The sequence below is a fragment of the Tenacibaculum bernardetii genome (assembly GCF_029125915.1).
Taxonomy (GTDB): domain Bacteria; phylum Bacteroidota; class Bacteroidia; order Flavobacteriales; family Flavobacteriaceae; genus Polaribacter; species Polaribacter bernardetii.
In genome coordinates, this window is sequence record NZ_JAQJCU010000002.1 from 265,888 (window position 1) to 279,456 (window position 13,569).

The window sequence follows — 13,569 nt, forward strand, 5'->3', positions numbered from 1 at the left end:
TTACTCTTCAACAACTTGCATTGGAGAGTATATTTTTACCGCATTCTTTAAAACCTCAGCTTTATTTAAAGTCATTTTCTTTAGCTTATAATTGGTAAAATCTTCCATTTGAGAAGTTGCATGTTTATCGCCAATATTTGCGTTAGACCCATATGAATTTATGGTTTCTATTTCTGTACCTTTATCACTAAAACGAATTAATTCTATATGAGATTCACCTGCAAAAGCTCTATATGTTTTGTCGGTTTCATTTACTTTTTTAGAATAGATTGCTGCTAAAACATCTGGCGCTCCACCTATTGGTAAATTTACATCTCCTCTTGTATGCCTTTGCAATTCGCCTAATTCTATTTGTAAAGAACCGTAGTTTTTTAACAACTCTTCTTTTGCTTTTGTAATTCCGAATACACAATCTTCTAACGTAACAGAACCTCGCCTAACATCACGCCCTTCTTGTTTTCTTTTTTCATTTAAGTGCATCCAAGTTAAAATATACAAAGCTGCTGTTTTATTGGTTTTATCCGTTTTTCTATCCCAAGTATTTAATAATAAAATTGCATCAGCTATATCTGGATAGTCAGACGGATTTAAATTCATTAAATCTTCTAAATTTAACGCAGTTCTGGTCATCATTTTCTTCGGATATTGATTATCGTATTTAATGGTTTTAAAATCTTCATACGAAATAGAATCATATTCTTGCATCAACTCTAAAAAACGAGAACTTCTATTATTTTCCATTCCCGTAATTTGATAGCCCATTTGTTTATTCAACAGTGTTTCTTTAAAATTATTGACAGAATCCGTAGCCGAAAAAGGGGAGTTGTTAGTATTAAAAACCCAACCACTCGACGGATTTAAAACTTGTGGCAAACTATCAAACGGAACCAACGTATCACCCCACAATGTTTTTGACGTGTTTCCTGGCAATACTTTACTCCAATCATATGCCGGGTCTCTTACCGGAAAACTACCGTTACTTACATAATAAATATTGTCTTCTTTATCTGCATACACAATATTTAAGGCAGCAATTCCACGCATTTCTAAAGCCTCTTTAAACTCTTTAAAGTTGCTAGCTTTGTTCATTTTAAACCATTGCTCTGCCATTTTTATTGATTTCCCAACTACAAATCGCCACGCAAAAACACCATCATCGGTTTTAAAAGTTGGGCCGTATTTACTTTCGTAAATAGTTTTTGAGATTGGCACTTTTATAGGACCAAATTTTAACCACGACCAGTATGTTTTTTCTTTTAACTCAACCCACTCATCATCAAACTTATAAAAATCATCTTTTTCTGGATGCATTTCTAATTGATATACATCAGAAAAATCGGCATGATTTACGGTATGTGCCCAACCTAAATTCTCATTTGCTCCATGAAAAATACAAATCCCGCCAGCAAATGTTCCACCTAAAATATTCATTCCCTCTTCAGAAATTAAGTGCGCTTCGTACCAAGAATACCAACCCTCTAATGGTTGATGAGAGTTTACGGCTAAATACGTTTTACCGTCCGTCGTTTTATTTTTAGAAAAGGCAAAAGCATTAGATCCTTTAGGAACATCACTTTTTAAATCTTTAATAATAGTACCACCTAAAATCTTTTTTAGATCGTCTCCTGCGTGCGAAACTTCTAAATTACCCAATAGGTAGCCAGTAATAATATCAGCGCCTGTAAGCGGAAATAAATCGTCTAACAACACTTTTTCTGGATGCAACGTTGCATACGCGTTTACACCAGCAACAAAACTTTCTAAATATTTTTTAAAATCGCCAGTAACATCAGTATGGTATTTTTTATCAGCGATTTCTTTTAATCCCATGAATTTAATTCCGAAATCTGCCACCAAGCCATCTTTTCCTTTTATTTCCCCCAACATTCCTTTACAAGCTGCCATTAATTCTTGTAGCGTTACAAAATCATCTTCACATTGTGTCCACGCTAATCCGTAGGCAACCTCAGCATCAGTTTTTGCCATAATATGTGGCACTCCGTATACATCTCTCGCTATTTTAATGTTTGATAATTCTTTTCCTTCGGGTGTTGAAGAGCAGCTAATTAAAAGTGTTAAAAAGAAGAAATAGAAAAGAGTACGCATGTTAGTTGTTTTTTTGTAAATATAAACAATGTTATTTTTTACTACGGATACTTTCGATAATAACCGTTGCTAAAATTAAGCTTCCGCCCATAAAAGTGTTCCACGTAGGAATTTCATTTAAAAAGATAAAAGCTAAAATGATTCCGAATATAGGTTGTACACTACTAATAATACTTGCAGTGGATACTGAAAAAAACTGTAGTGAATGTACCATTAAACTATGGCCAATTGCTGTGGTTAACAATGCTAACAATAATACATACGGATATTGGCTTTCAAACCCAGAAACATCCATAAAAAACAACACAGGTACTAAACATATTGTAATTATTAAGGTTTGATAAAACATTAATAATACACCGTTGTATTGCAATACATATTGTTTTAAAATTAAGATTCTAATCGAGTAGCATAGGGCAGAGAGGAGTCCGAATAATATTCCTTGAACATTCTTACTTTCTAAATTAAAATCTGGCGCTAATGTATAAATCCCTAATAAAACCATGCAACCTAAAAGAAGATATATAGGGTTAAATTTTATTTTTAAAAACAAGGGTTCTAAAAAAGCAATCATTACCGGAAAAGTATATAAAGAGAGCATTCCGATAGCTACATTCGATCGTTTTAAGGCATAGAAATAGGTAATCCAATGAAGTGCCATGAAAATTCCGCTAATAATAAACGGAACCACATGTTTGGTTGATTTTAGCTGAATATCTATTTTTTTAAATCGACAAAAACCATATAAAAATACCATGGCAAAAGCAGAGCGAAACCATACAATTACTTCTGATGGCATGGCTATATATTTACCTAAAACACCCGATGTACTTATAAAAAGTGTTGCTAAAAGTAAACCTGATATATTTTTTAGATGATTGTTTTGCATTAGTTATTTTTTGCTTCTCTTAAAATAGCTTGTAATTAACATATAAATTATAATCGGAATTCCAATCCAAATAAACTCACTCATAAGCACTTTAACACCTCTTTCACCAAAGAAACGTTCAATTCCAATAGGCGATACTTTAATTGGTCGCCACGGAAAAAAATACCGACTCGTATCGAAAGGAGAAAAAAATGCAACTCCTAAACCACCAGTTGTTAAAGCATCTAAAATAGCATGTGAAGCGGTACATATTGTAAAAAATAAAATGAGAACTGCACCTTTTTTGGTGAATATTTCTTTTCTGTAAAATATTAAGGTGATTAAAATCCCTAAAATGAACGCAAATAAAAGTGAATGCGAAAAGCCGCGGTGTCCCCAAAAACTGCTGTATTTAACTCCGAAACTAAAGCCTATTACATCAGCATCTGGTACTATTGCACAACAAATGCCTAGTAAAAGGAATTTACAATTTACAATCGATTTAGAAAATCCTTTTCCGATAGCAAACGATGCTAATGCGTGACCAAATATTGAAGCCATTTTATATTTTTTCTTTATTACGAATAGTAAAATGATGAAATAATCTTTTATTTAGATATAGATTGCTTCGTTCCTCACAATGACACTTTTTATATTCTAGTTCACGTCATTACGAACAAAGTGAAGTAATCTGTGTATTTCTTATAGAGATTGCTTCGTGCCTCGCAATGACGTTCGTTTTATACTTTTTGTAATATTTTTAAAGCTGTATTTACCGAATCAATTCTAATAAAAGTGATTAATAATCGCAATCCGTTTTTGGTTTTCTTCTCTTTCATAACACAACTTTTCGAGTTCTTTTGAACATACTGTAACATTTTAGTAAATGCTGGTGTTTGATAAAATCCGCTTTGTTGATCAGAAACAAAATAACCAATCATACGTTTTTGTTTTAAAATAACTTTCTCTAAACCAAGTTCTTTGGCCAACCATTTTATACGAACACTGTCTAATAAATCTTGTACTTGTGTTGGATATTCTCCAAAACGATCGGTAATTTGACTTTCAAATTCTACCAATTCTTTTTCTTCGGTTAAGGTTCCTAATTTGTTGTATAAACTTAATCTTTCGGTTACAGAATTTACATAATCATCAGGAAAAAGAATTTCAAAATCGGTATCAATCTGAACTTCTTTTACATATTCTTTCGGTACATTTTCGTCTACCGGATATAAATCTTTAAATTCATTTTCTTTCAACTCAACAATAGCTTCTTGTAATATTTTCTGGTAGGTATCAAAACCAATATCATTTATAAATCCGCTTTGTTCACCACCTAATAAATCACCAGCACCACGAATTTCTAAATCCTTCATGGCAATATTTAATCCGCTTCCTAAATCAGAAAATAACACCAATGCTTCAATACGTTTACGTGCATCATCCGTCATCATATGAAATGGTGGCGTAATAAAATTACAGAATGCCTTTTTGTTCGATCGCCCAACACGACCTCGCATTTGATGCAGGTCTGATAATCCGAAGTTATTGGCATTATTTATAAAAATAGTGTTGGCATTTGGTACATCTAATCCGCTTTCGATAATAGTAGTAGACACCAATACGTCAAACTCGTTGTTCATAAAACCAAGCATTAATTCCTCTAGTTTTTTACCTTCCATTTGTCCGTGCCCAATGCCGATTTTAGCATTCGGTACCAAACGTTGTAATAAACCTGCAACTTCTTTAATATTTTCGATTCTATTGTGGATAAAAAATACCTGTCCACCTCGAGAAATTTCATAAGAAATGGCATCACGAATTGTTTCTTCGCTAAAGCGGATTACACTAGTTTCGATAGGATGACGATTTGGAGGTGGCGTTTTTATTACCGATAAATCACGTGCTGCCATTAAACTAAACTGTAACGTACGTGGAATAGGGGTAGCAGTTAAGGTTAACGTATCTACATTTTCTTTAATCGTTTTTAACTTATCTTTTACAGCAACACCAAATTTTTGCTCTTCATCAATAATTAACAATCCTAAGTCTTTAAAATTGACTTTTTTGTTAGTTAATTGATGTGTTCCTATCACAATATCTACACTTCCGTTAGTAACACCTTCTAAAACTGTATTACGCTGTTTTGTGGTTCTAAAACGGTTTAGATAATCTATGGTAACCGGAAAGTCTTTTAAGCGCTCTGTGAAGGTTTTAAAGTGCTGAAAAGCCAAGATAGTAGTTGGAACTAAAACAGCCACTTGCTTTCCGTTATCTACTGCTTTAAAAGCAGCTCTAATAGCAACTTCTGTTTTACCAAAACCAACATCACCACACACCAAACGATCCATCGGCTGTGCTTTTTCCATATCTGCTTTTACATCTTGTGTTGATGTAAACTGATCAGGCGTATCTTCATAAATAAAACTTGCTTCTAACTCGTGTTGCATATGCGTATCCGGACCAAAAGCATAGCCTTTTTGTAATTTACGCTTTGCGTATAACTGAATTAAATTAAAGGCAATGTGTTTTACTCTTGCCTTGGTTTTTTGTTTAACTTTTTTCCAAGCATCTGAACCTAATTTATATATTTTAGGTGGTTTTCCGTCTTTACCATTAAACTTCGATATTTTATGAAGTGAATGAATGCTAACATATAAAATGTCACGATCGCCATAAATAAGTTTAATGGCTTCTTGTTTTCTATCTTCAACATCAATTTTTTGTAATCCTGCAAACTTTCCTATTCCATGATCGATATGCGTTACATAATCGCCAATTTCTAACTTAGTAAGTTCTTGTAAAGTGATAGATTGTTTTTTCTCGTAACCGTTTTTTAAGCGGAATTTATAATAACGCTCAAATATTTGATGATCGGTATAACAAACAATTTTATTTTCTAAATCAACAAATCCCTGATATAACGGAAACACAATAGTTTCATAAGAAACCTCAGCTTCATTATCATCAAAAATATCGTGGAATCGTTGTGCTTGTTTATCGTTAGAACAGAATATGTAATTGGTAAATCCTTTTGCTGAAAATTCATTGAAATTCTGAATTAACAAATCGAATTTTTTATTAAAAGATGGCTGAGGATGGGTGTTAAATTTTATTTCCGAGACATCTCTCGAATTTGCTCGAGATGACATTTCAACCAATGTAAAATCTGCTAACTGTTCTTTTATTATAGCACCATCACAAAATAATTCTGATGGTTTTGAGTGTTTTATATCTGTAGATAGTTCATTAAACGATAACTCTGCTTTTTTATAGAACTTATCTAAATTTTCGGTAAGAATATCGCTGTTTTTTACAAAAATCGCTGTTTTAGAAGCGATGTATTTTAAGAAGCTCTCTCTACTTTCTTGAAGTGTTTTGTTTTCTACATTCGGCATTATAGAAACTTTCTTCAGTTTTTCTTTAGAAAGTTGAGTTTCTACATCAAAAGTTCGAATACTATCTACCTCATCACCAAAAAACTCCATTCGATAAGGCTCATCATTAGAAAATGAAAACACATCGATTATTCCCCCACGCACGGAAAATTCACCAGGTTCGGTAACAAAATCTACACGATTAAAATTGTATTCGAACAATACTTCGTTTACAAAATCGGGAGATACATTTTCGCCAACCGTAATTTTTAAGGTGTTTTTTTCGAGGTCTTTTTTAGTAACTACTTTTTCAAATAGGGCAGTAGGATAGGTAACAATTATTGCTGGTTTTTTTTGCGAATTAATTCGATTTAAAACCTCAGAACGCAACAATACATTGGCATTATCGGTTTCTTCTATCTGATAGGGTCTTCGGTAAGATCCCGGATAAAATAACACGTTTTTATCGCCTAATAATTGTTCTAAATCGTTTAAATAATAGGCCGCTTCTTCCTTATCGTTAAAAATTAACAAATAGGGTTTATCAGCTTTTTTAAAACTTTCAGAAATAACAAAAGACAACGAAGAACCAACCAAATTCGCTATTTGAAAATGGTGTTGTTCTTGTTGAAGTGCATTTACAACCTGCTTTACGTTGCCTGATTGTTGGTAATGATTTACAATAGTTTGCTTGCTCAACCTTAAAAAATTTACGCAAATATACGAGTATTATTTCTTTGTATTTAGTGCGTTTTATTCTTTATCTGAATGCTATTATACGATATCAACAACACTTATTCCGTTGCTTTTTTTGGTGATTTTAATTTGAGTAGGAATACGTTCTTTTAAATTTTCTACATGCGATATAATTCCGATCATTTTGCCTTGCGCTTGTAAAGTTTCTAAGGTAGAAATTACCGTTTCTAAGGTATTGCTATCTAAAGTACCAAAACCTTCATCAATAAATAAGGAATCTATTTTTACATTTTTACTTGCCAAGTCAGATAATCCTAAGGCCAGCGCTAAACTAATAATAAACTTTTCGCCACCACTAGAGGTATCTACCAACCTTGCTTGATCTGTTTGGTAATGATCAATTAAATTAAAATTAAGTTCTTCTTTAGGTTTGTACGCTTCTTCCATTTTTAATGAATAGCGCTTATTCAACTTATACAAATGCACATTGGCAAGATCTAACAAATGTTTTAAGGTTAAACGCTGTACGTACACATTAAACGCATCTTTAGAGTTTCCTATAACTTTAAATAATGCAGCCCAAACACCGCAAATTTTTGCTTGTGCATCTATCTTTTTAGATACTTCTTTATTTCGATTTCTTATTTCTTGATCTTTTCTAAAAGCTTCAACTATTTTACCTTTTTCGGTTAAAAATCCTTTATTTTTTATTGATAAATCTTCTAAAACAGCGTTGTTTTCTATTACTGAAATTTCAAAATCTCGTTGTTTATTTAAGTTTTCAAAAGCTTTTAAATTACTTTCTTTTTTGGTTTTAAGAGTAATCTTATTTTCTTTAATACGCTCTTTATTTTGCGTGTATTTTTCTATATCTTCTTTAGGTAATAGTGCTTTTTCAATTTCCTCTTTAGTAGTGAAATCACTTAGTTTTAAATCACTCGTTAAATTTGATGTTAAGCTGGTTAAAACTTTAATTAGCTCCGTTTGTTCTTTAACTGTATTTGTTTTTAAAGCTACCGTTTCAGTTTTTATGTCCAGATGCTTTTGTAAATCTTTTTTATGATTTTCTAATTTTTCTGTAAGTTGATTAACAACCAACTGCAAATGCTCTCTTTTATCAGTAACCGTAACATTTAATGGTAAAATAGCGATTCTTTTTGTAGTAAAATCTTTTATTTTAACATCATTTCCCTCTTTATTTTTATAGTATTCTTGGTAAGTTTTACCATCTTTTACTTGCAGGTTTTTATTGTTTTTTAAATTATTATTTAAAACAGTAAGTGCTGATGTTAGTGTATTTAAAACTTGAGCTTCTTTATTGTAATTACTAATAGATGCTTCTATATTTTGAATAAAAACATCTATCGTTTCAACAGATGGTAATACATACTTATATTTTGCTAGTTTTATTCTTAAATCATTTTCTATATTACTACAAGTTGTATTTAAACGCGCTATTGCTTGCTCTTTAGTTTCAATCTCGGTAGTGCTGTTTTTAATATGCTCTTTTTGGGTAGCAACCGATGTTGTTAACGTACCTAAACCTTCTTTTAAAATATTTATTTTCTCTGAAGCTTCATTTTTTGCTGTTTGTAATTTTTGAGCAATTTCTATGTTTTTGTTTAAAACTATCAACGCTTCTGAAGTTGATTTTAACGTTGATTTTATTTTATCAACATCGGTTAATTCACCCTGAATATTAATTTTACTTGCTGATAATTTAAAATCTTCAAGCGATAAAACAATCGCTTTTCTTTGTTTACTTAATCCGTCAATTGCAGTTATTGTTTGTGCTTTTTTCACCTCTAAACTACTCTTAGAACTTGAAAGTTCCTGTAGTTTTGTTGTTCTTGAATTAAATTCTAATTCGGCTTTAGAAACCTCATTTATTTTGGAATTATCTACAAACGGATGTTCTTTAGATCCGCATAAACCACAAGGTTCTCCTGATTTTAATCGCAAGCGATCACTTTCGTAATTTGCAATGCTTTTTTCTAAATCTAAAATTTTTGAAGCATCACTAACTGCTTTTTCTTGATTTTCAAAAGCTATTTTCACCAACTTCAACTCTTCTTCTATTAATTTCGAAGCGTTTACTAATTTGTGTTGCTCGGCTTCTATTTCCGTTTGTGCAGCTTTGGTTTTAAGGGTTTGTTCAGAAATATTTTTAAACTGTTCCCAATTGTCTTTTTGTATCAGTAACTCTTCTTTATTCTTTAAAAGTTGCTGAAAATCTTTTTTCACTAATTCATCTGAAATGCGAACATATTCTTTTTCTACCGTTGCAATTTCTGTTGATTTTTTGGCCAATAATTCAACATCAGTAGTTAAAAGATGCGTGTTTTTTAGAACTTCTTTCTTTTTAAGCGCTACAAAATCTGCATCTTCCTTTAAAGATTGTTTACTAGCTTTTAAGGTTGTTAATTCTTGTGTCCAATTAGAAATTTTATCAGCAACCTCTTTTAAAAACTTGTTTTCATTTAAAAACAAAGCTATTTCTTCTACTTTAACCGTCGTTACTGTAATTTCTTTTAGTATGCTTTTTTCTTCTTCTTTTAAACGCTCTACTTGTTCGGTTAATCCTTTAAGTTGTTGCGTATTTTTTTCTTTTTGAGCTACTTCATTTTTTAATTGTCCGTCTAGTTTTGTTATGAATTCGAACTTTGGCAGCCATTCCGAAAATTCTTTATTTGCTTTTTCAAACAGCAATTTTTCTGTGAAAACCAATTTTTCTAAACCATCAATTGTTGGTTTTAGTTGTGCTAATTGGTTATCAATATTTTTTAATGTTGCTATTTTTTTAAGTTGTTCTTTTTCTGTTCTATTTAAATCCTGAATAAGTTCTTTAAACGGTGCTGCTTTTTCATTTAAAGCCAAAGCATCTAGTTCTGTTTGATGCTTTTTTATATAAAGATCAATGCTTTTAACAGCTTCCTCATACTCTTTGGCCTCTTTAGTTAATTTATCAAACTGAACATACCAATCTGCTATAGCTTGCGTAGCTTTTAACTCTTTTTCGATCGTATTAATATCCGAAGTAAGTGCCGTATCTTTTTGTTTTAGCGCTGTTTTTTCTTCTGTTGATAAAACATCATCGGCATTAATTTTAGCTTGAATATCTTTTAATTTTTTTTCTTCTTTCGATTTTCTATCTAAAACACCTTGGCCAATTTTTTTATAAATTTCTTCACCCGTAATTTGCTCTAATAATTTACCTTTATCTGGCCCTTTAGCCGATAAAAACGACGCAAAATCACCTTGAGCCAGCATTACAGATCGTAAAAACTGATTATAATCTAATTGAGTTACCTTATTAACTTCTATAATTAAAGCTCGTTTTTGAGTGGCAATAATAACATCGTTCGTTAAGTTTTTTAAACTTACTTCTTCTTTGGCATTCTTATATTTTTTTCCTAATTTATCAGCAATTCTAATTCCCCAAAAAGCTTCATAAATAAAATTATTGTTTTCGAAAGTAACTCTACTAAAAGCATCATTTGCACTGTGACTTACCACATCTATCAACGAACCTTTTGTACCACTAAAACGTGGAACATTATGATATAATGCAATCGTTATAGCGTCTAAAATAGTCGTTTTTCCTGCACCAGTAGAACCTGTAATGGCAAATAAACCAACATCCTTAAATTGCTCATTTTCAAAATCGATTACAATAGGTGCATCTGATTTTAAAGAATTTATATTTTGTAATTCTATTTTTAATATTTTCATATCAATATATAATTATTGATTTTTAACAACTTGTAATACTTCATTAAAGGCATCCCAAACTTCCGGATTTTCCTTTAAATCAAAATCCATTTCTTCGCATTTTAACCTAAAAACTTCGGTTGGTAATAATTCTTTAATCGATTTTGTATTTTCTAGCAATTCTTCAATTCCTTGTGTTTTTCGTTGTTTTTTTAAAGAGGTTTTTAATATTTCGAAGCAATATTTTTCAGCAGCTGTTTTTAGCTCTTCTGTATTTATGGTGTTATTTTCATTTAAAACAATTTCTAGCCAAGGTGTTAATTTATAAGGATTAGAAGTAATACTCGAAAACCCATCAATACATTCGGTCATGGTTCCCGTTAATTTATAAAACTCTCTAAAACGTGGAACCAAAACATCTTCAATAGCATTTATTTCATTGTTTTTGGTAGTTAAAACCAGTACTTTTTTATCGTAGTTAATTTCACTAAAACTTAAAATATTTGGAGAACCAGAGTATCTTACTTTGTCATTTCCACCAATTATTTGTGGTCTATGTAAATGCCCCAAAGCGATGTAATTAAAATATGTAGGGAAATCTGCTGCACCAATATGTCCTAAAGTACCAACATAAATATTTTGTTCACTATCAGAAACCGAACCACCTGTTGCAAATAAATGTCCCATTGCAATAACGGGTGCATTGCTTGTATTTATTAATTCGCATTGTGCTGCAACTAACTGATAATGGTTAATTAAAGCTGTTTTATACTTATCTGTAAGCTCATTAAAAGATTCTCCTGCTACGGCTCTTCTAATATCTCCATCACGCAAATAGGGTACTGCACCAACGATAATTTTTTCATCATTTATATCAATTTCGAAAACTTCATCTTCAATGTTTTCTGTTGCTTTACCAACAACTTTTATAGACAATGCATCTAATATATGTTTTGGTGCATTTAAAGTTCCTGGAGAATCGTGATTACCGCCAGTAATAATAATAGATTTACAACTGGTTACTTTTAATTTTACCAAAAAGCTGTAATACATCTCTAAACTTTGGTTAGATGGTGAACCGGTATCAAATATATCTCCTGAAATTAATAATACATCAATTTTTTGATCGATAATATAGTTTTCAATCCAATTTAAAAACAAGGTTTGTTCTTCTAATTGTGATTGTTCATGTAATCTATGACCTAAATGCCAATCGGCAGTATGAAGTATTTTCATTTAATATGTTTTTAAAACTTAAAAGCAACTTATAAATTAAGAAGGTAAAAACTTTATCATTTATAATTTGTAAAAATAAAGACTAGGAATAGTAAACCATTACTTTTTCAGTTTTTCATTTCTAAAACTACACATAAATTAAAAAATAATTTTATTGTTTTATGAATTTCCATATTTATTAACTTCATGTTAAAATTACATGTTTAAATCATGTTTTAACAGCTCTTTATGTCTCATCCAAGCGATCCGTAAGGTTGTTTTTTTTAATGTATTAAAACCGTTTATCTGACGCTGTTTTTAATTGATATTAATTATATAAACACTTAAAATTATAAAAAAAAATAATAGTAAGTTTTATCTTTATTTCTTAACTTTCGTAAAAGGTTTATCGTAACTTTTTTTTCATCTTTGCCCTATAAAAGAGTAAAGGTTATTTTTAATTATTAAAACATAAAAAATGTCAATATCAGATTTATATTCAAGTGGAAAACACAAACAAGAAATTGGGCAATTTGCCAGCGTTGTAAAAATTGCTAAGTCAGATGGTATTATTGCTGAAGGTGAACAAAAGTTATTAGATAGGGCTGCAAAAAGATTACATATTGATGAAACGGAATATGCAATCATTTTAAAAAATCCAGAAAAGTTTCCAGTTAATCCACCTGCAAGTTACGACGAACGTATTGAGCGTTTATACCGTTTAACTAAAATGGTTTTTGCTGATGAACATATAGATATGGCACAAATAAAATTAATGCAAAAAACTGCCATTGCCTTAAATTTTTCTTCAGATAATGTAGAGAAAGTTTGTGATGAAGCTGTTCACCTAGTTATGAACGACAATGATTTGGATACATTTACAATTGCAATTAAAAAAGTAAATGCTATTTAAAATACCTATACTAAATTGCAGTTAATCAAGTTATTATTATAAACGCTCCCACTTATGAAAAATAAAATTTTACTAATTACAATCCTTTTTTGCTCGATAAATTTATTTTCACAAAATTTAAATGATTCTTGGCAAATAGGAATTGGAATGGGAGTTACTAAGTTTAATGAGAGTGATGTTGCATTTATTGGAGATCAGTATCTTTTTCAAACACCTGTTATTAGTATAACAATGCCAATTGGTGAACGTTTATCTATTGACGGAGCAATGTCTTTTAATACAATTAATGACATTGGTGTGATTAGTAATTCTGTTAACTATTTTTCTATGGATGGTTCGTTGCGTTATAACTTTAATGCAGTGTTAGATAAATTTAGTCCGTATGTATTTGTAGGTGCTAGTATTGTTGATTCTGAACGCAAAATGACGCCTACTGCTAATATAGGTGCTGGGGGTATTTATTGGTTAACTGATAAAATAGGGATAAACCCACAAATATATTATAAACACTCTCTTGAAAGTTACGAAAGTATGCGTTCACATATTCAAGGAACTTTAGGGTTGGTTTTTAAATTAAATTGGAATAATGCCGGAAGTGTTAATCGTGGAGGAAACTCTTCTTCTTGTTATTATAATCAGTTTTAAAAATAATAGTATATAAAACAAAAATCCCGCTTTAATAA

The 13,569-nt window shown here is 30.9% G+C and carries 8 protein-coding genes; 2 read left to right on the top strand and 6 right to left on the bottom strand.

Going from position 1 to position 13,569, the window contains the following annotated elements:
• The 6 genes from P2G10_RS02840 to P2G10_RS02865 all read right to left on the bottom strand — a co-directional run bounded on the left by P2G10_RS02840 (position 1) and on the right by P2G10_RS02865 (position 11,994).
• Positions 1-2,106 carry a penicillin acylase family protein gene (locus P2G10_RS02840; protein WP_275315125.1) on the bottom strand — a complete coding sequence of 702 codons (2,106 nt, stop codon included), beginning with the start codon at positions 2,104-2,106 and terminating at the stop codon, positions 1-3.
• Between the two features lie 31 nt (positions 2,107-2,137).
• Entirely contained in the window at positions 2,138-2,995 is an 858-nt protein-coding gene (locus tag P2G10_RS02845) for a DMT family transporter (RefSeq protein WP_275315126.1), read from the bottom strand.
• Between the two features lie 3 nt (positions 2,996-2,998).
• Positions 2,999-3,535: a metal-dependent hydrolase gene (locus P2G10_RS02850; protein WP_275315127.1), complete on the bottom strand. Its 537-nt coding sequence runs from the start codon at positions 3,533-3,535 to the stop codon at positions 2,999-3,001.
• 179 nt (positions 3,536-3,714) lie between these two features.
• The gene (mfd, locus tag P2G10_RS02855) at positions 3,715-7,050 is read right to left on the bottom strand and encodes a transcription-repair coupling factor (RefSeq protein ID WP_275315128.1); all 3,336 of its coding nucleotides are present in this window, start codon (positions 7,048-7,050) and stop codon (positions 3,715-3,717) included.
• A 75-nt stretch (positions 7,051-7,125) separates the two neighbouring features.
• Positions 7,126-10,779, bottom strand: a complete 3,654-nt coding sequence (locus tag P2G10_RS02860) for an AAA family ATPase (RefSeq protein ID WP_275315129.1) — start codon at positions 10,777-10,779, stop codon at positions 7,126-7,128.
• A gap of 12 nt (positions 10,780-10,791) precedes the next feature.
• Positions 10,792-11,994 carry an exonuclease SbcCD subunit D C-terminal domain-containing protein gene (locus tag P2G10_RS02865; RefSeq protein ID WP_218771826.1) on the bottom strand — a complete coding sequence of 401 codons (1,203 nt, stop codon included), beginning with the start codon at positions 11,992-11,994 and terminating at the stop codon, positions 10,792-10,794.
• Positions 11,995-12,451: 457 nt separating this feature from the next.
• On the opposite strand from P2G10_RS02865, the gene P2G10_RS02870 reads away from it, so the two are divergent.
• Together P2G10_RS02870 and P2G10_RS02875 are read left to right on the top strand one after the other, a co-directional pair.
• On the top strand, positions 12,452-12,886 hold the full coding sequence (locus P2G10_RS02870; RefSeq protein WP_218771827.1) for a tellurite resistance TerB family protein: 435 nt from the start codon (positions 12,452-12,454) through the stop codon (positions 12,884-12,886).
• A gap of 54 nt (positions 12,887-12,940) precedes the next feature.
• Positions 12,941-13,531, top strand: coding sequence for an outer membrane beta-barrel protein (locus P2G10_RS02875; protein WP_218771828.1), 591 nt, complete (start codon positions 12,941-12,943; stop codon positions 13,529-13,531).
• The last annotated feature ends 38 nt before the right edge of the window (positions 13,532-13,569 follow it).

What these genes read in the sequence shown, in the direction of transcription:
- P2G10_RS02840 (WP_275315125.1), bottom strand. Translation starts at nt 2,106, where the DNA reads ATGCGTACTCTTTTCTATTTCTTCTTTTTAACACTTTTAATTAGCTGC.
- P2G10_RS02845 (WP_275315126.1), bottom strand. Translation starts at nt 2,995, where the DNA reads ATGCAAAACAATCATCTAAAAAATATATCAGGTTTACTTTTAGCAACA.
- P2G10_RS02850 (WP_275315127.1), bottom strand. Translation starts at nt 3,535, where the DNA reads ATGGCTTCAATATTTGGTCACGCATTAGCATCGTTTGCTATCGGAAAA.
- P2G10_RS02860 (WP_275315129.1), bottom strand. Translation starts at nt 10,779, where the DNA reads ATGAAAATATTAAAAATAGAATTACAAAATATAAATTCTTTAAAATCA.
- P2G10_RS02865 (WP_218771826.1), bottom strand. Translation starts at nt 11,994, where the DNA reads ATGAAAATACTTCATACTGCCGATTGGCATTTAGGTCATAGATTACAT.
- P2G10_RS02870 (WP_218771827.1), top strand. Translation starts at nt 12,452, where the DNA reads ATGTCAATATCAGATTTATATTCAAGTGGAAAACACAAACAAGAAATT.
- P2G10_RS02875 (WP_218771828.1), top strand. Translation starts at nt 12,941, where the DNA reads ATGAAAAATAAAATTTTACTAATTACAATCCTTTTTTGCTCGATAAAT.